The organism is Methanolobus sp. ZRKC5 (assembly GCF_038446525.1).
Taxonomy (GTDB): Archaea; Halobacteriota; Methanosarcinia; order Methanosarcinales; family Methanosarcinaceae; genus Methanolobus.
Genome location: NZ_CP151792.1, coordinates 349,266 through 372,292 on the forward strand (window position 1 = coordinate 349,266; position 23,027 = coordinate 372,292).

General features: G+C 36.4%; 22 protein-coding genes and 1 pseudogene. 9 read left to right on the plus strand and 14 right to left on the minus strand.

Annotated elements, in window-relative coordinates; translation table 11 throughout:
- Window position 1: 1 nt before the first annotated feature.
- Both WN948_RS01460 and WN948_RS01465 read right to left on the minus strand, forming a co-directional pair.
- Window positions 2–814 (minus strand): GNAT family N-acetyltransferase, encoded by an 813-nt coding sequence (locus WN948_RS01460; RefSeq protein ID WP_342305207.1) that lies wholly within the window; start codon window positions 812–814, stop codon window positions 2–4.
- Window positions 815–1,601: 787 nt separating this feature from the next.
- Complete coding sequence (locus WN948_RS01465) at window positions 1,602–1,841, minus strand: MTH865 family protein (protein ID WP_342305209.1); 240 nt, start codon at window positions 1,839–1,841, stop codon at window positions 1,602–1,604.
- A gap of 598 nt (window positions 1,842–2,439) precedes the next feature.
- Between WN948_RS01465 and WN948_RS01470 the strand changes: the two are divergent.
- Together WN948_RS01470 and ltrA are read left to right on the plus strand one after the other, a co-directional pair.
- Window positions 2,440–2,541, plus strand: a pseudogene (locus tag WN948_RS01470) (IS4/IS5 family transposase); the annotation flags it as partial.
- A gap of 535 nt (window positions 2,542–3,076) precedes the next feature.
- A complete protein-coding gene (gene ltrA, locus WN948_RS01475) occupies window positions 3,077–4,609 on the plus strand; it encodes a group II intron reverse transcriptase/maturase (protein WP_342304721.1) in 1,533 nt (510 codons plus the stop codon).
- A 167-nt stretch (window positions 4,610–4,776) separates the two neighbouring features.
- On the opposite strand, the gene rsgA is transcribed toward ltrA, so the two are convergent.
- Window positions 4,777–5,886 (minus strand): ribosome small subunit-dependent GTPase A, encoded by a 1,110-nt coding sequence (rsgA, locus tag WN948_RS01480; RefSeq protein WP_342305210.1) that lies wholly within the window; start codon window positions 5,884–5,886, stop codon window positions 4,777–4,779.
- Between the two features lie 280 nt (window positions 5,887–6,166).
- The gene (locus tag WN948_RS01485; protein WP_342305211.1) at window positions 6,167–6,475 is read right to left on the minus strand and encodes a hypothetical protein; all 309 of its coding nucleotides are present in this window, start codon (window positions 6,473–6,475) and stop codon (window positions 6,167–6,169) included.
- 115 nt (window positions 6,476–6,590) lie between these two features.
- Here WN948_RS01485 and WN948_RS01490 point away from each other — a divergent pair.
- Window positions 6,591–7,273, plus strand: a protein-coding gene (locus WN948_RS01490) for an IS1 family transposase (RefSeq protein WP_342303728.1) whose coding sequence is annotated in 2 segments (ribosomal slippage) — window positions 6,591–6,917 and window positions 6,920–7,273 — 681 coding nt in all. Because the reading frame shifts where the segments join, the coding sequence is not laid out codon by codon here.
- Between the two features lie 332 nt (window positions 7,274–7,605).
- Here the strand turns inward: WN948_RS01490 and WN948_RS01495 are convergent.
- Window positions 7,606–10,977, minus strand: coding sequence for a NosD domain-containing protein (locus WN948_RS01495; protein WP_342305212.1), 3,372 nt, complete (start codon window positions 10,975–10,977; stop codon window positions 7,606–7,608).
- Between the two features lie 677 nt (window positions 10,978–11,654).
- Between WN948_RS01495 and WN948_RS01500 the strand changes: the two genes are divergently transcribed.
- Both WN948_RS01500 and WN948_RS01505 read left to right on the plus strand, forming a co-directional pair.
- Window positions 11,655–11,780, plus strand: a complete 126-nt coding sequence (locus WN948_RS01500) for a symporter small accessory protein (RefSeq protein WP_342305214.1) — start codon at window positions 11,655–11,657, stop codon at window positions 11,778–11,780.
- On the plus strand, window positions 11,780–13,366 hold the full coding sequence (locus tag WN948_RS01505) for a sodium:solute symporter family protein (protein ID WP_342305216.1): 1,587 nt from the start codon (window positions 11,780–11,782) through the stop codon (window positions 13,364–13,366). The genes WN948_RS01500 and WN948_RS01505 overlap by 1 nt, the downstream gene beginning before the upstream one ends.
- A gap of 363 nt (window positions 13,367–13,729) precedes the next feature.
- Here WN948_RS01505 and WN948_RS01510 read toward each other — a convergent pair whose 3' ends face one another.
- Together WN948_RS01510 and WN948_RS01515 are read right to left on the minus strand one after the other, a co-directional pair.
- Window positions 13,730–14,209 (minus strand): metal-dependent hydrolase, encoded by a 480-nt coding sequence (locus WN948_RS01510; RefSeq protein WP_342305218.1) that lies wholly within the window; start codon window positions 14,207–14,209, stop codon window positions 13,730–13,732.
- A gap of 112 nt (window positions 14,210–14,321) precedes the next feature.
- Window positions 14,322–14,627 (minus strand): MBL fold metallo-hydrolase, encoded by a 306-nt coding sequence (locus tag WN948_RS01515; protein ID WP_342305220.1) that lies wholly within the window; start codon window positions 14,625–14,627, stop codon window positions 14,322–14,324.
- Window positions 14,628–14,706: 79 nt separating this feature from the next.
- Between WN948_RS01515 and WN948_RS01520 the strand changes: the two genes are divergently transcribed.
- Together WN948_RS01520 and WN948_RS01525 are read left to right on the plus strand one after the other, a co-directional pair.
- Window positions 14,707–15,861, plus strand: a complete 1,155-nt coding sequence (locus WN948_RS01520; protein WP_342305222.1) for a DUF2117 domain-containing protein — start codon at window positions 14,707–14,709, stop codon at window positions 15,859–15,861.
- Between the two features lie 107 nt (window positions 15,862–15,968).
- Window positions 15,969–16,349 (plus strand): transcriptional regulator protein, encoded by a 381-nt coding sequence (locus tag WN948_RS01525; protein WP_309311139.1) that lies wholly within the window; start codon window positions 15,969–15,971, stop codon window positions 16,347–16,349.
- A gap of 26 nt (window positions 16,350–16,375) precedes the next feature.
- On the opposite strand, the gene WN948_RS01530 is transcribed toward WN948_RS01525, so the two are convergent.
- Together WN948_RS01530 and WN948_RS01535 are read right to left on the minus strand one after the other, a co-directional pair.
- The gene (locus WN948_RS01530; protein WP_342305224.1) at window positions 16,376–16,588 is read right to left on the minus strand and encodes a hypothetical protein; all 213 of its coding nucleotides are present in this window, start codon (window positions 16,586–16,588) and stop codon (window positions 16,376–16,378) included.
- On the minus strand, window positions 16,585–16,710 hold the full coding sequence (locus WN948_RS01535; RefSeq protein ID WP_342305226.1) for a hypothetical protein: 126 nt from the start codon (window positions 16,708–16,710) through the stop codon (window positions 16,585–16,587). The genes WN948_RS01530 and WN948_RS01535 overlap by 4 nt, the downstream gene beginning before the upstream one ends.
- Window positions 16,711–17,033: 323 nt before the next feature.
- On the opposite strand from WN948_RS01535, the gene WN948_RS01540 reads away from it, so the two are divergent.
- Complete coding sequence (locus tag WN948_RS01540; protein ID WP_342305228.1) at window positions 17,034–17,582, plus strand: hypothetical protein; 549 nt, start codon at window positions 17,034–17,036, stop codon at window positions 17,580–17,582.
- Between the two features lie 16 nt (window positions 17,583–17,598).
- On the opposite strand, the gene WN948_RS01545 is transcribed toward WN948_RS01540, so the two are convergent.
- Window positions 17,599–18,324, minus strand: coding sequence for a MinD/ParA family protein (locus WN948_RS01545; RefSeq protein WP_342305229.1), 726 nt, complete (start codon window positions 18,322–18,324; stop codon window positions 17,599–17,601).
- A gap of 5 nt (window positions 18,325–18,329) precedes the next feature.
- Entirely contained in the window at window positions 18,330–18,737 is a 408-nt protein-coding gene (locus WN948_RS01550) for a hypothetical protein (RefSeq protein ID WP_342305230.1), read from the minus strand.
- A gap of 363 nt (window positions 18,738–19,100) precedes the next feature.
- Between WN948_RS01550 and WN948_RS01555 the strand changes: the two genes are divergently transcribed.
- The gene (locus tag WN948_RS01555; protein ID WP_342305232.1) at window positions 19,101–19,787 is read left to right on the plus strand and encodes an ATPase domain-containing protein; all 687 of its coding nucleotides are present in this window, start codon (window positions 19,101–19,103) and stop codon (window positions 19,785–19,787) included.
- 42 nt (window positions 19,788–19,829) lie between these two features.
- On the opposite strand, the gene WN948_RS01560 is transcribed toward WN948_RS01555, so the two are convergent.
- Genes WN948_RS01560 through WN948_RS01570 form a run of 3 tightly spaced genes read right to left on the minus strand, consistent with a single transcriptional unit; the run spans window position 19,830 to window position 23,016 of the window.
- Window positions 19,830–20,411 (minus strand): hypothetical protein, encoded by a 582-nt coding sequence (locus tag WN948_RS01560; RefSeq protein WP_342305233.1) that lies wholly within the window; start codon window positions 20,409–20,411, stop codon window positions 19,830–19,832.
- Window positions 20,412–20,439: 28 nt separating this feature from the next.
- On the minus strand, window positions 20,440–21,201 hold the full coding sequence (locus WN948_RS01565; protein ID WP_342305234.1) for a GNAT family N-acetyltransferase: 762 nt from the start codon (window positions 21,199–21,201) through the stop codon (window positions 20,440–20,442).
- Window positions 21,202–21,219: 18 nt separating this feature from the next.
- Complete coding sequence (locus WN948_RS01570; protein WP_342305236.1) at window positions 21,220–23,016, minus strand: hypothetical protein; 1,797 nt, start codon at window positions 23,014–23,016, stop codon at window positions 21,220–21,222.
- Between the last annotated feature and the right edge of the window lie 11 nt (window positions 23,017–23,027).

The following is a 23,027-nucleotide window of genomic DNA, read 5'->3' on the forward strand; positions in this document are numbered from 1 at the left end:
ATCAGCTTGGTGGAAGTGAGCTAGGCTGAATAGTTACCAATATTCTATGGTAAGAACCGAAACCACTTTTCTCAATTGTACGCTGAGAAGCGATATTGTCTATAGTTGTAGAGCAGATTGCTTTTAATCCTTTTTCATTGGCTAAGATTCTCATATGTGACAATATATATGTTCCAATGTTCTTCTTCCTATAATCCTTTGATACAGTCACTCCAATATTTGCATAGGATTCACTACTATGGCTGGGTCTCATTTCACCAGTCCCAATGATCTCGTTTCCAACCTTAAAGAGAACTATTCTCTGATCAGATATTACATATTTAAGATATGCAACGAGCCAATCTCCCTCAATGCCTACTTTATCTTTAAAATATGCTAATGTTTCATCTAGCTCTTCCATCTTCGCAAATTCAGAGCTAATTGACTCCAGAGGCTTCTTGAATTCAACAGCTTTCATTTCAGTGTACAGAATAGAATTAATTTCAACACCATAATTCTTATCTAAGCACAATGACAGGTATCTTGGTTCATAAGTACTTACAAAAGCTTTATTGATCTTTTTTTGATCCTTTATGAATTCAAATATATTCGGAGCTTCGTTCTCATACTCTCCTTTTATAAAGAACTGCATTAGAGTATTGTCAGCATCTACTACAAAATAACCAAGTACATCTTCTCTTTCTATTGTATAAAAATCGCCATCTGGAATAATACCAGATTCCCACATATCATCCATTGGAGCAGTAATATTTGTGTAATAAGCATCTGTCAATTCTTTGATAGATTCTTTATCTATTTTATTAATTTGAAACATGAGCATGTGGCTTGTGCTTAATGACAGATATATTTTCCTGCTTATCTTTGTTCAACTTTGAGAAACTTCAACCCCCCATGCCCTCAACCTATACTTGAAATGGGCACTGAAACTAAATTGCTTTTCATCTTATTTTTTCTTCAAAGTTTCTAGTGGGCATTAGCTTCAGAATCATTTTAAAAAATCAATCATTTTGAGTTATATTTCTACTGAAAGCTAAGAAATTGGTCCAGTATCTTGTTGGTAAGAAAAGAGTATTGATTTTAGTAACTATGTTTATGGAAGATAATGGATTCTCTAAATGAAATTTGTATTACATGAAGTGGAAGAAGGGAAGAGAAGTCGTCTACTACAGGGACTCATGTAAAAAAAAGGGGTGAGGGGGGTGTGGGGGGAGAGGGGATGAAGCCGTTTGCTATGAAAGTTCATTTTAAATTGCATTGCTTAGGGTAACTATTCAGCCTGGCACGATTTGCCTATTGGTACTGATTTCATCGAAATAGAGATGTCTGCTCACTAACAATCTAACAATCAAAAAAGCAATCAATAGCAACAATCAAAATAAATGATCCTAATGAAATTTACGTTTCAACTTTTTGTCAAGATTGTTATTGATAGCGTTTTTATCAGGCTGAATAGTTACTGCTTAGGAAGCAAAACTAGTAAAAACAGCAAATCTAAGAATTATAAATAATTAATCTGGAATCCAGAAACCCTGGATTTGCTTGAGATCAAAAAGGATATTTAACAATTGATTTTTAGAACTGGAGAAGAAAAGAAAGGGAACTTATAGCCCTGCCCTTCCAACGAGAATGTCTGCTACCTGCTTAGCACTTTCGAATGGGGAGTCCTCTGCTGTAAGAAGTGTACCTGCCTCACGTGCAGTTATTTCGACATCTCCTGATTTACATTTTGTGTCTGCACCTGCAGGGAACGCTGCAAGTAAATCTTCAGGTGTGTTTATAGGGAATGTTGCATTTGCAAGTCCGCCAACGATCTGTGAATGAATATCTTCCTTTACGCTCATTTTTTTAACTCCTTTATGTCGTTTTTATGGTTGAATGTCCTTTGAAGACATTGAACCACAATGATAAATGGATGGTTATTCATATATACTTAATCGGCACTGCACTATACCAAGTACAGCCGGGTAACCCTTGTGACTCTTAAAGTCTTATAACATACCTTCATAAAGCATGCGTATAAATTTAGCTGTGTAGAAAAACTATCTCATATTTTATTTCAGCATAATAATTTAAAAGGATAAATCTCCTGAGTATTACTTGCTAACGAAAACACAAAGAGGATGATTGTGTTTGTTCCAGATTAAAAATCAGGAACTCCCATTAAATATTTGATTTAATGGCTTGTCTAATAAGTACTTAAACACACAATTAAATATCTTCCGTAGTATAATTTGCACTGGAAATAAAGGGGTATTTAAATACCCATAATAAGTAGACTGTGTAAAAAACCCACCTCATGTTTTATTTCAGCATAATAATTTAAAAAGATAAAGCCCCTAAGTATTACTTGCTAAAGAAAACACAAAGGGATAATTGTATTTGTCCCAGATTAGAAATATGGAACTCCCATTAAATCTTTGATTTAATGATATACCGTAGAAAATGCTATGTGAATTTGATGAGGAATTATATCATAACAGAAATCTGGTAGAAACGATGTTTTCTGTTCTGAAAAGAAAATATGGGGAAGAAATCAGAGCAAAAGTGTGACAAGAAGTTACAATATGAATTGCTTAACAGCTATTCCTTCCATTCGGGATAATCCTACTGTGGGATGCATAGAATGGTAACATCATTGTGTTAAGCTCACAGGACAATGTGGAAAGCAAGGAATTCCAATCCTTGACTATCTGCTAGGATAAGGAAACTATGAAGAGTATAATGCAAATCATCGTAAGGGTCGTTATGATTGATAAGCGAAATGGAATGATACGCTTAGACCAAAAGGTATGGAATCAGGCCATAATGGTTTTTTGCACATTATGGAGAATGGACACAGATTCCCGGCCTATAGATGGCTTCTAAGGTTTCCGTGATTATTCATATTATAGAACTTGGTAAGTCCCATGTGCTCCTGTAAAAAAAAAAAAAAGGTAGTTAATTCGTGAGAATGAACAATAGCACAGGGGATAAAGGAAACGGTAGAAAGCAAATGGCAGTCTGTAATGGAGTGCATAGAGGTTCAAAATTTGCCTTGTCCCGAAAGGGAGCAGACTTACCGTAGGTGTTCTATTACATGAAAGGAGGCAAACTTATGAATGCAAGATACTCGACTACACCATCAGGTGAGAGGCTTGCAGACAATTCAATCCCATTCAAGTGGGAGGACATCGACTGGAAAACAGTCGAAGGGAACGTTAATGAGCTGCAAGCCCGAATTGTAAAAGCGGTTAGACAAAAGAAGTGGCATTTAGTTAAACGACTACAATACCTGCTTACCAATTCTTTTCATGCCAAATTATTGGCAGTAAAGAAAGTAACACAGAACAAAGGTAAAAGAACAGCTGGAATCGATGGAGAAAAATGGACAACATCCAAATCTAAGATGAAAGCCGTTCTAGAACTGTCTGGTAAGAGCTACAAAGCTAAACCATTGAGAAGAATCTATATTGAGAAACAAGGAAAGAAGAAAAAACGACCATTAAGCATTCCTACAATGTACGATAGAGCAATGCAGGCATTATATGCTTTTGCTTTAAGCCCAATAGCAGAAACCACAGCAGACAGAACATCATTTGGATTCCGTAAATATCGAAGTTCAAAAGATGCAGAAGCTCAATTGTTCGCATGTCTGAGTAAAAGAAACTCTGCTCAATGGATTTTGGAAGGCGACATAAAAGGATGCTTTGATCATATAAATCACGAATGGCTCTTGAACAATATTCCTATGGACCGGTCAATACTAAAGCAATTCCTTAAAGCTGGTTTTGTGTATAATAGACATCTGAATCCCACCAAAGCAGGTACTGCTCAAGGTGGAATAATATCTCCAGTACTGGCAAACATCACATTGGACGGTATGAAAAATGCAATAGCATGCAAATATCATACAAACAGGAAGGGAACTATTAACAAAAAAAGTTATAATTCCCATAAAGTCAATTTTGTGAGATACGCAGATGACTTTATCGTCACTGCTGATTCAGAGGAAGTGGCTAAAGATATTGCTGAGGTTATCAGACTATTCTTGAAAGATAGGGGTTTAGAACTATCTCGTGAGAAAACTCTTGTTTCACACATAGACGATGGATTTGACTTCTTGGGATGGAATTTCCGGAAATATAATGGTAAACTTCTAACCAAGCCCTCGAACAAATCTATTGAGAATATCACAAAAAGCATTAGCAACGTGATTAAGAAAGGTAAAGCTCGGTCTCAGAGTTCTCTCATTAAGGAACTCAACCCTATTATCACTGGATGGAGCGAATATCACCGTTCAGTTGTCTCTAAAAATACGTTCAGTAAGCTTGATTCCAGATTATGGGATATGCTATGGACGTGGGCTAAAAGGCGGCATCCAGATAAATCACACCACTGGATAGTAGATAGATATTGGCATAGGGTAGGGTCAAGGAAATGGGTATTCTCCACAGAAGGGCTTAAACTCAAATCTTTTGCACATACAAAGATTGTAAGACATCCACGCATAAAAATGGATAAGAACCCATATGTAGACAAAGAATACTTTAAATGGAGAATAAGCTATCTGAGAAAACAGAAACTAGTGGCGTCGAAGCAAAATATCATGGAAAGTCTAACAACTGCCTGATACTTAAAGGGTTATAGAATGCTTGAGCCGTATGAAGAGAAATTTTCACGTACGGTTCTTAGAAGAGGGAGGGCGAGTAATCGCTCTTTCTTATTCGACAAGTATTGGAATCAAACAATGCAGGCTTGTCAAACTCAAATGATTTCCTTTGCCTGCACTCAACCTTCCTACCACTCCTTCTTAGCTTCCAGATACTTCTTTGCTCCCTTTGCTATTCCTTTACATTTCTTCTTTTCTACCCCTCTCAACCCTATCTCAGCCTTAGTTGCCTGAAAAGCCAGTTCATTGCTCAGCTTATGGTAGCTATCAAATCGTTCTTGCGTGATAATTCCCTCATCCACTGCATTCCTAACGGCACAATGTGGCTCATTCCGATGTGTGCAATCCTTGAAACGGCAGTTTTGAGCAAGTTCAGTAATATCGGAGAATGTCCTGTCGAGACCATCAGATGAATCGCCAAGCTGTATCTCACGGATACCGGGGTTGTCAATGAAAATTGTGCCGTTTTGGAGGATGAAAAGCTGTCTGACAGTAGTTGTGTGTTTCCCTTTATCGTCATCCTCACGGACATCTAATGTCTTCTGGACATCGTGATCGAAAAACGCATTGGTAAGTGTGGATTTACCAACTCCTGAGGAACCGATGAGTGCTATTGTTTCACCGGTGTTCATAAAAGGTTCAAGTTTTTCCAGATTTGTCTTTGAGAGGGCGCTGAGAGTGATTACCGGAACATCATCAGCCATATCCTTTATTTCCTGTATTGTTTGTGAGGGATCATCCGGCAGGTTCTCAGCAAGGTCAATCTTGTTAATGAGAATAACAGGTCTTGCACCGGAAGAATAAACGATGGTGAGATATCTTTCAAGTCTTCGCACGTTAAGATCATGTCCAACAGCAGTAACGATGAAAATAGTATCAATGTTTGCAGCTATCAACTGCTCTTCACCGGACTCGCCTGCAGAGCCTCTGGATAGACAGGAAGTTCGTGGAAGGATGTCCACGATGGTGTATGAATTAATGTCACTTTGATCAAGCAGTACAACAAAGTCCCCGACAACCGGCTGCTTGCCGACCTTACGCATAGCCCCTGATATTGCTGCCTGTACCTCACCATTTTCAGTAAGGATATTGCAAACTGTCTTATGTTGGGCTGCAATCCTGCCGGGAATATATGGTCCTTTATAGGCTGAAAATGCAGATGCAAGTGAAGTGTTCCAGCCGGGAATAAGGGTGATATCTGAAATATCACTCATTTTGTTGCTGTATTCATCATTCATACCATTAATCCAGAATGTTATTACGGATAAACATTTTGACATAAATGATAGGGTTATCGAAGCAAAATATGCGAGAAATATTAAAATGAATTTGATAGACAGGTTTCTTTTGAGTTTTCCGATTATGCAAATTAATAGGAAATTTTCTTCTTTCACCCTTGCAGTAAAACCAAGTAGTATATAAGTAAAATTATGTTTTTTGAAATGCTGTTGGAAGCATTTCCTTTACTTGGCAAATTAGGATATCCTTTCAAAATATGTTTCTTACTGGAATGAGAAATCAGAAATAAATATCCTTTATTACCGCCCATTTGGGATTCTCTGGATCAATCTGGAGAACTACTTCGTCACCGTCATGAAAATTACAATTGAAAAATACTGAATGTGTTAACGCATTTCCTCTCCAGTACTTTTCACCTTTATACTCATATTTGTATTCAACTCTTGAACCACCAGTTCTGAATGCATCTGCTGAATGAATATATCCGGTGACATTCACACTCCGCATGTATAGAACATGAAAGAAATGCCACCTCCAAATCAAAAAGATTATCGAGAGAACAATTATGGATGTTGAGATGATTTTCAATCTCCACAAAACCTCCTGTGGTGCAACTTTCAAATAATTAAAAATAGCATATAATGTCAAAAAAAGGCTTTGGTAATTAAACATCGTTATATAATATGATGGCCTCTTTTTATATATGAATTGTCCAAAGTGTAAGAGTTCCAGTCATAAGAAGAACGGTAGGATTGATGGTCGACAACGCTACAAATGCCATGATTGTGGATACAACTATTCAGTAGATATAAAATCCACCGCTAGCCCCGTATCTGTTAAGCGACAGGCTTTACAACTCTATCTGGAGGGGTTGGGATTTCGTTCAATTGGACGTTTTTTGGGCGTTAGTCATGTTTCTGTTCAAAAATGGATTCGAAAATTTGGTAGTGAATTAGAGGATCTAAAAAGTGAAAATGAGATTTCTGTTGTGGAATTGGACGAGATGCATACTTATATTGGGAATAAAAAAACTACTGCTGGATATGGATTGCTGTTGATAGATATGGGAAGAAATTCATCGATTGCTCTTTTGGCAGCAGAGGAACAAAAACAGGACAAAAACTCTGGAAAAAGTTAAAGACAAAAGAGGTTGGGGAAGTAATGACGGATTATTGGAGGGCATATGCCAAGTTAGTCCCCAGAAACATCCATACTCGATCAAAAGCAGAAACATATACTGTTGAAGGATACAACAGCATATTTAGGCATTTCCTGGCAAGACTAAGGAGAAAGTCAAAGTGTTATACTAAAAGTCTTGAAATGCTAAAAATCTCCGTTTTGCTCTTGATGAAATATAGGAATAAAGAACTAGCTATGTTTAATTAACAATGCCGAAAAATAATCTATTGAAATGATTTGATAGTAATTGAATTTTGTTTTATCTTTTTCCATGCTAGTAATTTATTACATTCATTCACATTTAAATCTTTTTTTATACACATCAATTTCCAATTTTTCCTTTATTATGGGAAGTAGGTTGACATAGAGAATAAATGGCTCTGTAGGAAACCTATTAAAATCAGTATTTGTGGACTTAATTTAACAAATTATATCAATGTCATCGAGTACATTTTGAATAATTACATACAGTTATTTGTCCCATAATTTAGAGGATTTCTACAGAGCCAAATAAATGATATACTAAAAAAAGAAAGGGCTTAAAGTCCTTCTTCGCCTTTCTGCTTCTTTACAACCATGATTCCCAGAGCCACGATAATCCCTATAACTGCTATCCAGTATATGTAGCCTGAACTACCATCTTCTTCAACAGGTATCCCTTCACCTGAAACATCCGTGGGGTCAGCGAATACATCTGTTGATTCTGCAACAAGAACATCTTGTTCTTCCTCATCGGTTCCAAACAGTGCATACATTGAGAAATGGCTGATGTAAGCCATTGCTTTTCCATTTTCCCAATCCAAGTTTGTTTCCAGAGCAATCCATCCGTCTTCGGATGTGTAGGTGTAGATCACCGGAGTTCTGCCCTCGAAATCTTCAGAATCGAAATCGATGGTAATAGGTACATCCTGGCTGAATGTGGTGCCTGAAGGTCCGAAATCATAATAAAGACCAGATTCAAGAACTTCTCTTGGAGTGTCTGATGGCAGGGATGCAGGAGTGGTTATAATTATCTTGCTAACAGGATTTCCACTGGAATCAAGAGCTTTTGTTCCTTTACTAAACTCCAATGTAGCCTTTCCATTTGAAGAAATTGCAGTATTATCTTTTGTTATCTCTCCACCATCATCCAGTGTCATATCAGTAATAGTTCCCTGTGCTATTGTTCTTGCATATGCGGAACTTCCACCGGACCTTGAATCAGAGAGAGGTTCAGAATCCCTGAATAGTCCAAATATACCGAATTTAGAGAGTGAAGCAGACAAATAGTTTCCACTTGTGTTGAGTGAAGCATTTGGAACTCCAAGCCACGTAGAACCATCCAACCTGTACAAAGCCACAGAAGATTCATCAGAACTGCTCATTCCTGAATCATCATAGAAGAAGGTAACATTCAGATCACCGGACCTAGCAATGCTTGCATATCCATTTACATTTGTTTTTCCAGAAAGGACATTTGGATTCGTTTCAGATCCAATTATACTGATTGATGATGAATCTGTGACAAAAGAGAGTTGTGTCGAATTATCAGTCAATGCAAATTGGTCTACTGAACAACTAGCAGAAGAGTAGGCATAAAAATCTTTTTCATTGTTATCGTTTACATTATTACTTGTCAGATTATCATAGTCTGAACTCCTAAGGTAAATACCGTCACCATTGTTATTATTGGCATTATTACTTGTCAGATCATTATAGTCTGAATACCTAAAGTAAATACCGTCATCATCATTATAACTGGCATTATTGTTTGTCAGATTATTATAGTTTGAGTAATAAAAGTAAATACCGTCACCATTGTTATTATTGGCATTATTACTTGTCAGATCATTATAGTCTGAATGTTCAAGATAAATACCGTAATTATTGTCACTGGCATTGTTGTTTGTCAGATTACTATAGTCTAAATACTTAAGGTAAATACCATAATTACATTCTGAAGTTGTGACATTTTCTATTGTTGAATTAATGGTGTATACAAACACAATTCCATTGTATTCATTTGTCACTTCAATATCTTTTACAGTAATATTGGTAGAGTTGATAACATATACGACTCCTGCTGACGAAGGTACTTCTTCATCTGCACGGTTTGTCCAGTAGTAAACAGGTTTACCATCAACCTGATTGCTATCATCAATATCATGAAGGTAATCATCCAGATTTGAACTTGATACATAGATATTATAGACATTTGATGACATTGTATTACTTGTCAGATCGTTGCTACTTGAGGAATAAAAGGAAATACCGTAATTATTATCACTGGCATTATTGCTTGTCAGATGATTATAATCTGAATACCTAACGTAAATACCGCAATCATCGTTACTGTTTGCATTATTGTTTGTTAGATTATTGCTACTTGAAGAAGAAGAGAGGTAAATGCCGTGGGCATTGTCAGTGGCATTATTACTTGTTAAATTATTGTTTCTTGAAGAAGAAAGGTAAATACCAGAGTCTTCATTATAACTGGCATTATTGCTTGTTAGACTATTATAGTCTGAGGAAGAAAAGTAAATGCCGTAACCATCGTTATTATTAATATTATTGCTTGTCAACTCATTGCCACTTGACGAATCAAGGAAGATACCGTAATTATTGTCACTGGCATTATTACTTGTTAGATTATTGCTGCTTGACAAAGAAACAAGAATGCCGCGGTTATTGTCGCTGACATTATTGCTTGTCAGTTCGTTGTTACATGAAGACCAAAGGTAAATACCGTAACTACATTCTGATGTTGTGACGTTTTCTATTGTTGAATTAGTTGTATATGCAAAATTAATCCCACTGTATTCATTTGTCACTTCAATTTTTTTTACGGTAATATTACTAGAGTTGACCACATACACAATCCCTGCATCAGAAGGTACTTCTTCATCTGTACGGTTTGTCCAGTAGTAAATAGGCTTACCATCAACCTTGTTGCTATCATCAATGTCATGAAGAAGATCATCCAGATTTGAATTAAATACATTAACATTAAAATTATAGGTATTTGAGGACATCATATTTCCGGTCATATTATTGCTGCTTGAGGAAAAGAAGCGAATACCAAAATAATTATCACTAGCATTATTGTTTGCCAGATTGTTGTTGTCTGATGAAGAAAAGCGAATACCACAATTATTGTCACTTGCATTATTGCCTGTCAGGTTACTGTTGCTTGAAGAAGTAAGGTAAATGCCATAAGAAGGGTTACCCATTATAGTATTGCCTGTCAGTTCGTTGTTGTTTGAGCTAGAAAGAGCAATACCGTGAACATCATTATAACTGGCATTGTTACCTATCAGTTCATTGCTATCTGAGTAATAAAATTGAATGCCATAATAATCACCACTGGCATTATTAACTGTCAGTTTGTTGCCACTTGAATGTGAAACAGAGATGCCATAATTGTCGTTGTTGATTGCATTGTTGCTTGTCAGGTTGTTGCCACTTGACGAATCAAGGTCAATACCATCACCATCGTTACTGTTGACATTATTGCTTGTTAGACTATTGTTACTTGATGAATCAAGGCAAATACCAGCATAATTTCCAGTCACTACATTATTTGAAATATTGCAATTCGAAACCGAGGAAAGGTAAATACCAGCTTTGATACCATCGGATGCATTTGTAACATTGAATCCGTTAATTGAAACATTGTCGGCAGTTATCATGAACGTATGGTTACCTGACAACGAATTTACAATAGTGCTTGCTGCACCGTTCTGGGAGCGGATAGCGACGCTTTTGTTAACGACTATGTTCTCATTGTAAGTACCGTCACTTACAATAATTATATCACTATCATTTGCAGCCGCTATCGCAGAGGTTATGTTCGTATATGCCTCATCAGGTCCAACGGCGATATATGTTGCTGAAACTGTTCCAGTACACAAAAATGATATTAGTAATATCATTGTTATAACCTGGTAATTTAAAGTGGGTAGTTTTCTTTGTTTCATTGTAACTATTCAGCCTGGCACGATTTGCCTATTGGTACTGATTTCATCGAAATAGAGATGTCTGCTCACTAACAATCTAACAATCAAAAAAGCAATCAATAGCAACAATCAAAATAAATGATCCTAATGAAATTTACGTTTCAACTTTTTGTCAAGATTGTTATTGATAGCGTTTTTATCAGGCTGAATAGTTACGTTTCATTAAGCAAAACCTACAATGATCAATCATTATATATTGAGAATAATATACTGTAGTATGGATATTATATAGGTATTATCCTATTTATGATGAGAGTTTTAACTATGGCAACCTATGACGAAATACCCTTAATGGATATTATATCCACTAGTAGTGATGATTTCCTTTATTAGGGAAATCAGGAACGTCAAGAAATCCCTTTTTATCCTTTCATATTACTCCATAAAAATATGCTTTTGCTACAATTTCTATAAAAATTAGATACACAGTTGAAACTGCTGGAATAATCCCTAAATATTCTTATCCAGATTAATTTTTATCAGCCACGGTATGTACAATTTCTTTTACTAAAGTTTAAATAGAGTGTTATGCTAACAAATGACATGTTAACAATTATCATGATTTATTATAAACATTGAAAGGAAGGAGAAACATGCTTGGAATAGATGACCCACAAATATGGATTGCTTATATACTTTGTTTTGTAAGTGCCATAGGCTGCATAATCTATGGAGCCCTCAAATGGAACGATGACTCTGACGATGGAGAGGTGGCATAATGGTACTTAGCACACCTGTACTTGGAGTAATCATACTGGTCTATCTGATGATTATTTTTTATCTTGGATGGCTTGGATATTCGAAAACAAAAGAAACCGAAGATTATATGGTAGCAGGAAGGAAAATACACCCATACATTCTTGCACTGTCCTATGGTGCAACTTTCATCAGTACATCTGCCATAATTGGTTTTGGCGGAGCTGCCGGTGCTCTTGGTATGGGACTGTTATGGCTTGCTTTTATGAACATCTTTGTTGGGATATTCATAGCATTCGTAGTATTCGGTTCTAAAACCCGCCGTATGGGTCTGAATCTCAATGCAGTTACATTTCCTGAGCTAATTGGAAGACGTTTCCAGTCAAGGTTTATCCAGGGCTTCTCAGGAGCACTTATAGGCGTATTCATGCCACTGTACGCAGGAATTGTACTTATTGGAGGAGCAAGGTTCCTGGAATCAACCCTCAATATAAATTATGATGTTGCCGTTCTTATCCTCACTGTTATCGTTGCCGCTTATGTCATCACAGGCGGAATTATTGCTGTTATGTATACTGATGCCTTACAAGGCACACTCATGTTTATTGGAATGATCTTCCTGTTGGTGTTCACTTATATCAAACTGGGAGGAGTTACTGCAGCTCATTCTGCACTTACTGCCATGAATGACCTGGTGCCTGCAAGTCTTGCAGGAGGTGGACACCTTGGGTGGACATCAATGCCTGCATTCGGGTCCCCAATCTGGTGGACACTTGTATCAACACTGGTACTAGGAGTAGGAATTGGAGTGATTGCACAGCCACAACTTGCAGTTAGGTTCATGACAGTAAAGAATGATAAGGCACTCAACAGGGCAGTACTTGTTGGCGGACCATTCATCCTCATGATGACAGGAGTTGCTTTTACCGTTGGTGCATTATCAAATGCATATTTCTTCAAGACAAAAGGAATGATTTCAGTTGCCGTTGCCGGGGGAAACACTGACCTTATTATGCCTGAGTTCATAAACAGTGCCATGCCGGATACCTTCGTCGTCCTGTTCATGCTGACCTTGCTTGCAGCAGCCATGTCCACGCTGAGTTCCCAGTTCCATACAATGGGAACAGCCATTGGTCATGACTTCTACCGTGAATACATCAAGAAAGGAGAACTCGGCCAGACGATTAACATAACAAAATTTGCAATTGCAATTACCATCCTTGCAAGTGTAATACTGGCATACATACTTCCGATCAGTATCATTGCAAGGGCAACAGCAATTTTCTTCGGGCTTTGTGCAGCAGCATTCCTGCCAATGTATTCAGGTGCCCTTTTCTGGAAGCGTATGACAAAAGAAGGTGCTATTGCAAGTTTGCTTGTGGGAACTTTCTCAAGCCTGTTCTGGCTTGCATTCGTCCACAAATCAGAAGCTGTGCCACTTGGAATAAGCAAGGCCCTCTTTGGTGTTGACACTATCCTGACAGGTACCTGGACAGTTGTGGATCCAATACTTGTAGCTACACCATTGGCATTTGTTGTTGCAATTGTCGTAAGCCTTATGACAAAACCAACGCCAAAAGAACATCTGGATGAATGTTTTAAAAAATAAGGCCATTTTAATTGGGCACTGAATGCCCAATAATTCTATTTTATATCGATGACATTTTCCAATTTAAAATAAGCATGCTGTTTCCAAAAACTCCAGCCATTTATCAGTATAAAATATAACACAATAAAGATACTTTCTATTTTGTAGTATTGAATAAAATAAAAAAACAAATAGATTCAAGATTAAAAGATATAAAATTAATATTATTAATATAAAGGCAAAAGCCGTATGACGAGAACTGAGGGGATGTATATTATATTATAAATGTAACTCGACTTTTGCCTACTGATAGTTCGACATAATGAAATATAAACCTATCCGTAGGTATATAGTAAAAGACTAAAATATTTTATACACATAGCCTTATAAAATAATGGAGCTGCCAATTTCCATGATTTCAACATCTGTATCAGACAATCTATTTACATAATTCTTAAAAATATTAGGATCCTGAGATATAATATCGAATGTATTGTAATGCATAGGAATTGCAATTCGAGGACCTATCATCTCAACTGCAAGTGCGGCATCCCTTGAATCCATAGTAAACCTACCCCCTATCGGAAGAATGGCAACATCCGGATGGTAAAGTTTTGCTATAAGCTCCATATCCCCGAAAAGACCCGTATCCCCTGCATGATAAATAGAAGTCTTCCCATGATTGATCACGAAACCTGCTGCTCTTCCACCATCAAAGCTCCAGCCAGATTCATCAATAGATGAAGAATGACGTGCATCTGTCATCGTAAAAAGGATACCTTCAAGGTAACTATTCAGCCTGATAAAAACACTATCAATAGCAATCTTGACAAAAAGTTGAGACCTACATTTTATTAGGATCATTAATTTTGATTGTTGCCATTGATTGCTTTTTTGATTCTTAGGTTGTTAGTGAGCAAACATCTCCGTTTTGATTAAATCAGTATCAATAGGCTAATTGTGGTAGGCTGAATAGTTACCCTTCAAGCTCAATAGTTCCTCCAATATTCATTCCTGCAGTCTTTATTCCTTTTTGTTTCAGGTATTGGGATATCTCATGGATACAGACAACAGTACAGTCTGTCCTCTTTGCTATGCTAACAGTATCTCCGAGATGATCACCATGGCCATGTGTAACTGCAATGATATCAGGTTCAAGGTCTTCAGGTTGGACCGTAGCTGCCGAATTACCTGTTATGAAAGGATCTATAAGAACAGTGATCCCTGCAGCATCTATCTGGAAACATGAATGCCCAAGCCAAGTTAATCGGATATCATTCATATATCCCAGAATATGTCTGTCAGGATAATAGATTATCGGCAGGAAACTATAATTGTAAAAAAACCTAAAATAGAAATATATGGAAATAGGCGTAGTTATTCATGGACCGGATGTTGTCGATTCAGGCATGGCAAAAATAATACTCGATAAACTGAATGATTACGGGAATATATCTGCCATAATGGCTGGAACTATTGGTAAAACAGCAGTTCTTGATGCACATCTTGAAGATATCATTGATATCCGAAAAAGCCTGAAGCCAAGCCGTTGTATAGAAGAGTTTTTCAAAACAAAGGATATCGTTATTCTGCTGAACCATGGAAAAACAACAAATAATGGGATTATTTTTGCAAATATAGTAGTTTCAAAACTAATTGACCGCAACATAAAACCATTTATCCACATTGAAAGACCCGGTTCTCCCGATGGAAAGATCGTACCGTGGAATTCAAGATCTATTGACTTTGCATTGGAAATGGCCAAAGTCACAGAACTTAAAATTACCGATGTACCTGACCTTATTATACCAATAAGCGTTGAAGACCATAATCATCGCATTATAAGGAACGTCTATGGTGTGCATATTGGAGAGAAAATAATGGTCAATGGAATAATTGTGGGTTTTGCACAAAGCGAAGATATACAGATAGTAACTGAAAATGGCTTTATTAAGAATATCAAGGGTGCAAAGGTCAAAGAACACGGACTCGAAAAGCTTCACAGATACGAACAGAAAATTCCCATTGACCTTAATGCATGCTGGGTGAAAAGCGGATCTTTGCGGGGCAATAACTTTTCTGTTCGCAAAAACATGACAGAGTTAAAATACATATTAAATGAAGAAAAAAATTCTCTGGATTCAGGAGATAAAATAAAAGCAGTCATAATTGACCATGAAGCTGAGAGGTCTTTTGAATTAGTTAAATGTGCTCAGGTTGCTGTAACAATCGGGGATGATACAACTGATCTTGCAGGGGATATACTTTACAGGCTTAAAATTCCCATAATAGGAATTACAGATGGGGATATAGACGGTTTTTCACATAACAAACACATATACCCAGGTTCTACTGTACTAAGATTGAAACCTGGTTACGATGATATTATTGGGAAAGAAATAAAAAATCAGGTTTTTAATGGAAAAGAGTCTGCTTATTTCAATTCCATAAACATCCTCAAGAATAAAATATTCGCAGTATCGAAAGAATGTTCCATTTTTAGAACAGATTATTAATTATTAAGTGTTTTAATTTTGCGCATATATAACTTTAAATATAATAATGTCATAGTATGAATTGTAGCTCGTAAGAGCGACTGTCAAAATCAAGGGGTTATTTGATTATGAAAGACTTTGAAGTAAAAATACTAGACGATACGGACTATAAGTTCATCGAAGCATTGAAAAGCCTGGGAATGTCAAGAAATGTGGCAACCACACTCACATACCTTTCAAATGTCGAGGAAGCCTCATCTCAGGAAATAGAAATGAGCACTGGTTTGAGACAGCCGGAAGTCAGCGTTGCCATGAGGCACATGCGTGAAAGAAGCTGGATCGATATCCACAACAAAAAAGCAGTTGGAAAGGGTAGACCTACAAAGATCTACAGACTATCTGCACCTGTTGAAGACATCATCAAGCACTATGAACAGAAAATCATAGAGGACACAAAAACAACAATGGATGCCATCACTAAACTTAAAGACATTACAAAAAGGATGTAAAGTTTGTGAGTGTGTCCGGTTGGAGTCTATCCTTGTGATGCAACACACATGATAGTTAATTTACCGGGCACTGCTATTCCATCAATAGGAACAGCTTTTTTCTCTTTTAAAATAAGGACAGTTTCCTGGTTTATACCAAGAATGTCCAGTACGTTTTCATAAGTAGTTCCACCCGGAACATTCAACTTTTTATTTGAAAGTTCCGAATTGATCAGTTCAATATCGAGGTCTATAGTCAATCTGTGGCCTCACCATCCGTGGACCTTAGATCATTGAGGTTGTCCTGCAACAGTTTTGCATCGAGTTCTTCGTTTTTCTTATCACCTTTACGTTCATAATCTCTTTTATGGAACTTTGACATACGAAACACCTCAAAATTAATCTGCTGCAATATGTATTAACCTTTTCGGGAATAAAGTCTTGAAATCCCGTTTAAATTAGAATAACAAAATATTGAAACTATTAATATTTACAGGATTATTTAGAAAGCTATAAATCCTACCCATGACAGTAATATTATACATAGCGATTAATAAAATGACTGCGACAAAGATTTAAATGGACACTAATAATCAAAATCAAACATTGGTAAATTTTCTCACCCTGATTGAGGAAACAAACTCTGTTTTTTGTTACGACACTGATTCAAAAGTATCAGAACTTACAGAGAAGACCATACAAGAGATGAAAAAGAAGGAACCTCTGCCAGTTATCAGAATCTATTGGAATGAAAACGAAAAAGAGAACTATGCAGATTTAGATAGCGTTGCTTCTATCCATGTATTCAGAAATTTTACCAGTGTCCTGATTAAAATTGAAAAATTAATTTCAAAGAGCAGACATCTGATATTTATTGAAGACCTGACTAACTTAAAGCATGAACAAAACAAACCATATATTAATTTTCTTTCAGTACTGCTTCGCAAAAGTAGAGAAAGCAAGAGTCCGGCAATAAGTATGATCAGCGCAGATGAAACAAATTCTCTAATAAGAAATGAGATCATGCAATTCTTTGAAAACACATTTGTACTGAAGAACAAAAGAATTAAAAAAATGAGTGATGATCTCATTGACATAAAGTATTATCTAAATGAAGATGGATTACATCTTGAACCTTACATGCAAAATGACATAAATAAAATAAAAGAGATATTCAGCCTGACCCAAGAAGAAAAAAAAGAACTTGACAAAATTGTAGGTCAGAGTATTGAAGAATACAGAACCTCTATGTAATTAGAGGCTTTGTTCTCTATTTAATTAATTTTTCTGCCACCATTTTTAATTGGGTGCAATATTCACAATCCGGATTGTCCTTCATAGGTATTTTTCGTGACCATGTTCTTGCTACGGACTCATCATAGGAGATAATTCCTAAAAGCTCTGTGCCAAGCTTCTTACTAAAGTCAGTAACTATCTCATTTATATCGTCTCTTTTTTCCAGTGGAATCCTGTTAAAAAGAAGAGAAGCGTGAGTACCCAGTTTAGCCGACATGCTTGATAACAAATAAGTACCTCTAATATCCTGAATATCAATTGTGGATATAATTGTCGCCTTGTCAACTATATTCATAGTTAGAAGACTGGACTTATTGATACCTGGACTGCAGTCGAACAGGAAATGATCGATGTCGAACTTTTTACCTATTTTCTTGACAAGTTCCAGCAATTTTTGCTTGGCTTCACCCGGAGTGTTGAACATGGCAGAGATATCCTCCTCACATGCTTTGGAAGGAACAATATAAACTTTAGTATCATCATACCTGTAAACGACATCGTCAGCACTGCAAGCACTCTGAAGAAAATCAATTAGCGTCATATCATACCTGATGTCGAATAACGAATGTATACCCGGTCCGTTTACATCAGTGTCGATGATACACACTTTCTTACCCTGCTGAGCCAGCATAATCCCAAGGTTCCCAACAAAAGTAGTCTTGCCGGTACCGCCCTTATAAGAATGAAAACTTAATAACATTGAACTCACCCAAGTAACCTGTCAAGTTTATTTTCGACTTCTTCTACTGCAGACCAATGTTCATTGTTTGTACTGCCTGTTTTTTCACTTAGTGAATAGTATATTTTTTTACCTTTTCGTTCTCTTTCAAGCCATCCAGCTCTATAAAGTTCATTAAGATACTTGTTTTCTATTGAACGGTGCCTTCCTGTTATCGCGCTAACCTCATCCGCTGTACAAGATTTTAGTTTGGAAACAGCAAATAAAGATTTGCGGATAGAATCAGGAACTGTGAGATAAACAGCCATTTTATCATTTACATGTGGGGAATTAGAAGATTCAAGCTCAGATATACGCAATTCAAGCGAATTCAAACGCTCGTTCATATCATCAAGATATGTTAAAATTCTATTGTTATTATGCAGCTCAGACATGATTATCAACATAAAGAAAGTGATTTTTATTTATATCCATTTAAATTGAACTGATAATATATAAAGTTGCTCAAATACGTTTGGCAATATCAGCTAATAAATATTTAATATTTTGTAACTATTCAGCCTGATAAAAACGCTATCAATAACAATCTTGACAAAAAGTTGAAACGTAAATTTCATTAGGATCATTTATTTTGATTGTTGCTATTGATTGCTTTTTTGATTGTTAGATTGTTAGTGAGCAGACATCTCTATTTCGATGAAATCAGTACCAATAGGCAAATCGTGCCAGGCTGAATAGTTACAATATTTTTTAGATTTACGACAAATTTATAAAATATCAAAGCGTAAACAAAATCAATGGAAAATAAGAGAACCCCATCATATATCAAAAAGCTTGATAAGCTTCTCCATGGGGGGTATATAAAGCCATCATCAATCCTCATTGCAGGTTCATGTGGAACAGGCAAGACAAACATGTGTATGCAATCATTGTTCAATGCAGCAGATCAGGGAGAAAAATGTGCTTATGTATCTTTGCTCTCAGAATCAGAAGATAAAATAATCCGGGCTTTATCCTCTTTTTCATTTTATGATGAAGATCTTACGAATGATAAAATAAAGATATGTTCCATTAGTTCAGATGTAGTTGCTAAAGGAGACTTTGCCATATTTGAATATTTAAATGAGAATATACTGAAACATGAAATATCACGAGTCGTCATAGATACTATAAATATTCTGGAAGATATTGAAAGTACATTTGATGAGAGACCATTCCATAAATGTGAATTAAGGTCCTTTATCCTGAATCTATTTCAGGAGTTCCATGAAGGTAACATGTTACTAATAGCCACCGCCGAGATACCTGCGTTAAGCATAAACTCTAGCGTATGGCCATACATGTTTGATACAGTGATTTCGCTTGATACTGAAAGTGAAGAAAAGACCGCACAAAGATATCTTGAGATCATCAAGGAGAGAGGAAGTGATTTTTCCATGGGAAAGCATAAATTCAGCATCACAGAAAATGGAATTATCCTTTAAATTCTTAGTATTAACAAATAATTCAAAGCAGTGAGCTTCAAATTAAAGTTGAAGATCCATGGCATTAAGTTCACGTTGGCTATGATTTTTTATAATATTATTAAGTTTCATCCGTACGTTTTTTATTCCTTCGTTACTCGTAAAGTGAGAAAGGACCTCTGTAAGTTGGTCAATCATAAACCGATAATCACGTTCAGTTCCTGAATCTCTTAATTTCTGCATTGCTGATTCAGCTGTTTTAGAAGTCCACTCATTATTTTTATAGTATAATTTGTCATCGACTTCAAGTTTTTTCCTGGCAACATCATTATTGACCCTAGCAAAGATTAGCTCCACAGTATGAGGATCTCCAACAAATTCATTCATGAATTGCATGATGTCCATTACAACTTCAAAATAAGGAATTTGAGGGTTCTCACACTCCTTGAACATCTGCGATAATTCCAGACGTATATTCCTTTCTGTAGGCTTAAGAATATGCTTTGTAATATTATCTATAGCAGCAACGCAATTTTCAATATTCATGTCATCGGATAGTTCATAAGTATTGCCAGGCAATACATTATATCTACCATAATATTTCAATAAATTCTTACGCAAACGCTGAACATCTAAATTTGCCAAAATATCACCTGGATCATAGTACCATTAATTAGCTATCAAATACTTTAATAAATAAATCCATTTCATGCATTAGATTATTATCCAGAAGTTCCCTTGAATTTTCAAAAAGAATCTGGAACTCACTGACATCTTCCTTTGATATAGACTTACCCATATTAGATTTAAACTTCAATGACTCATATTTGCCTATAAGCTCAGGCATAACTACTCGCGGATAATTGACAGCCATGGTCTTTAACATATTCTTAGCACGCGGATATGGAAGTATCAGATAATCCTTGTATCTGGAAGAAAGACCATTGTTACTTGGATTTAGTAGCTTGAATTTGAGTTTTTCTTTAAAGAAATTAGCGGCTCCAGAGTTATCAGGCAACGTTATAACGTTGGTTTTCAAGTGTTTGACAGCGATCGAGAACAACAAACGTCCTATACCCACATGCCGATGAGCCGGATGGATCTCTATACTCCTGAGCAGATGAACAGAATAGTGAATAATATTAGTTTTACCTCTGTAGGTCTTCTGCGTTTCGTCTGATATTTTTTCAAATCGTGCAAAACCCAGAAGTTGATCAGAACCCTGAACAGCAACAAAAAGGGAGTGACCAGAGTTTATTGAACTTTTCAACAGAAAGTCGTAGGGCATCCCAAACTTATTATGGAAATAATTGAAACCGACATTATTAGATTGTCCAATATCTATATTAAGCTGATCTATCGATGAGCCATTTTCCAATATACCATAGCTGACATTTCCAGCCATGTGCAGCATATTCAAACCTTCAACTAACATTTTTTATCATCTGATTTTTCAAACATTCATAATTTCTGTAACAGAGTAAAAAGTGTACCTTCCTTTTTTAGTGGAACTAACAAGTTGTTCCTGTTCCAGATATGCTATTACAAGGGATAACTTTTCAAAATCAATCGAAAATCCATTTTCTTGTATCTGTTTTTCAAGTTGCTTGAGGGTTGCAGAACCAAGAATCGATAGTTGACCGGTAATTGCATCCTCTATCGGAATTTCGGAAAGTTTTACAGGTTTTGGTTCTTCTGCAACACTTATGGGTTTTGGTTCGTCTATAAAATTTATGGATTTTAGCTCTTCTACAACATTTGTAGATTTCGACTCTTGTAAAACATTAAGAGTATGAAGTCCTTCCTGTACTTCAGATAAATCGACCTCGATTCCACTTAATCTTTGGGAAGTTACCATGCTCTCCTGAAGTTGTTGCTGTATTGTAGAGAACATATTTTCCACATTGGCTTTGAAAGATTCCATCTCACCAGATATTGTCAGTATTTCATCCCTGCCTGCCTTTGTGACCAGCATTTCCTCTATTCTGGATAGATCAGGAAGATCAGTGACTTCCAAAACACGGTTTTCTGCAGTAGGGAAGTCCTGAAATTCAGCAAGAGTTTTACTTAGCTTCTTTATTGCCTTTGTGTGCAGATTAACAGCCTTTGCTACACTCTTCATCTGTTCCCTGATCTCACCAAGTTCCTGGGAATTAGAAGCTGTTTCTTCAAGCTGGTTATTTTGCAATTCAGCTATAAAACTGACATTTTCCGTGATATTAGATATTTCATCCCTGAAGGTGTCAATCTCAGAAATAATCTTATCAATACGTCCTTCATGAAATACTACTTTTTTAATTGTGTATTCCCGGCTACCTGTTTCAACAAATGAGCGAAAATCCTGTGAATTATAGTTAGGAACATACTGGAAAAGTATTTTGAATAGTTCTATATAGGTCCCATGTATTTGTTTTACAGAAACTATTTTGGAAGATATAGCTTCAGAAAGACCTCTTATTACAAAAGAATCATCTTCAAACCTGAAAAAATCAATACCCGCACTGAACTGGCGTACACTGTCCCTGGCATCTTCCACCATCTCAGCAGCTTCACTGTCGCCATATATACCAAGCATGGCAGCATAAACATCATTTAGGGTTTTTGCATAGGTGATTTCGAGAACATCAGGAGGCACTTTTGTTGCATCAAGAGATTCTGCATTTACCGAATCCTCTGCTTGAACAACACGTTTCAGCCTTTTGGAAAACTGATTGAAATCATTTTGCAGTCGTTTCAGATCAGCCTCATTGGCTCTTGTTTGAAGATCATCCTCTATAGAAGATAGTAAATTTCCATTCGAATTAAGACTTTCATCCATTCTTGTTTGAAGCTCAGTGAACCTGTCCTCGAATGCAAGTAATCTGGATTCCATTTCAACATTGTGCATTTCAGCTTCTTTTAGCCTGGATAACGTAGCCTTATCTATTTCCTGAAAAGAAGTTTCAGGATTACTCTCTGAAGAACTTTCCAGGCTAAAATCTTCAGCAGAAACAGAATTATCTGAATTTTCAGTAATGACTATCAAAGAATTGGAATTATCAGACTTCAATTCACTTTCATTGTCAGGATTACACGCATTATCCAAATCACCCTTTTTGTCTTCAGTGTCAACTATCAGCTGATCCATATCTGTATCAGGAATGTCTTCTGGAAGTGCAACTGCACAATCATCTGTTTCCATTGATTCTTCCTCACCATAAATCGGGCTTTCCGAATTGCAGACTTCAGAGGCATATATTTCATCGTCCATAGCAGATCACC

Bases quoted from the DNA above. Each gene is read 5' to 3' on its own strand.
- WN948_RS01460 (WP_342305207.1), bottom strand. From the start codon at position 814: ATGTTTCAAATTAATAAAATAGATAAAGAATCTATCAAAGAATTGACA.
- WN948_RS01465 (WP_342305209.1), bottom strand. From the start codon at position 1,841: ATGAGCGTAAAGGAAGATATTCATTCACAGATCGTTGGCGGACTTGCA.
- ltrA (WP_342304721.1), top strand. From the start codon at position 3,077: ATGAAAGGAGGCAAACTTATGAATGCAAGATACTCGACTACACCATCA.
- rsgA (WP_342305210.1), bottom strand. From the start codon at position 5,886: ATGAATGATGAATACAGCAACAAAATGAGTGATATTTCAGATATCACC.
- WN948_RS01495 (WP_342305212.1), bottom strand. From the start codon at position 10,977: ATGATATTACTAATATCATTTTTGTGTACTGGAACAGTTTCAGCAACA.
- WN948_RS01500 (WP_342305214.1), top strand. From the start codon at position 11,655: ATGCTTGGAATAGATGACCCACAAATATGGATTGCTTATATACTTTGT.
- WN948_RS01505 (WP_342305216.1), top strand. From the start codon at position 11,780: ATGGTACTTAGCACACCTGTACTTGGAGTAATCATACTGGTCTATCTG.
- WN948_RS01510 (WP_342305218.1), bottom strand. From the start codon at position 14,209: ATGATCCTAATAAAATGTAGGTCTCAACTTTTTGTCAAGATTGCTATT.
- WN948_RS01515 (WP_342305220.1), bottom strand. From the start codon at position 14,627: ATGAATGATATCCGATTAACTTGGCTTGGGCATTCATGTTTCCAGATA.
- WN948_RS01520 (WP_342305222.1), top strand. From the start codon at position 14,707: ATGGAAATAGGCGTAGTTATTCATGGACCGGATGTTGTCGATTCAGGC.
- WN948_RS01525 (WP_309311139.1), top strand. From the start codon at position 15,969: ATGAAAGACTTTGAAGTAAAAATACTAGACGATACGGACTATAAGTTC.
- WN948_RS01535 (WP_342305226.1), bottom strand. From the start codon at position 16,710: ATGTCAAAGTTCCATAAAAGAGATTATGAACGTAAAGGTGATAAGAAA.
- WN948_RS01540 (WP_342305228.1), top strand. From the start codon at position 17,034: ATGAAAAAGAAGGAACCTCTGCCAGTTATCAGAATCTATTGGAATGAA.
- WN948_RS01545 (WP_342305229.1), bottom strand. From the start codon at position 18,324: ATGTTATTAAGTTTTCATTCTTATAAGGGCGGTACCGGCAAGACTACT.
- WN948_RS01550 (WP_342305230.1), bottom strand. From the start codon at position 18,737: ATGTCTGAGCTGCATAATAACAATAGAATTTTAACATATCTTGATGAT.
- WN948_RS01555 (WP_342305232.1), top strand. From the start codon at position 19,101: ATGGAAAATAAGAGAACCCCATCATATATCAAAAAGCTTGATAAGCTT.
- WN948_RS01565 (WP_342305234.1), bottom strand. From the start codon at position 21,201: ATGTTAGTTGAAGGTTTGAATATGCTGCACATGGCTGGAAATGTCAGC.
- WN948_RS01570 (WP_342305236.1), bottom strand. From the start codon at position 23,016: ATGGACGATGAAATATATGCCTCTGAAGTCTGCAATTCGGAAAGCCCG.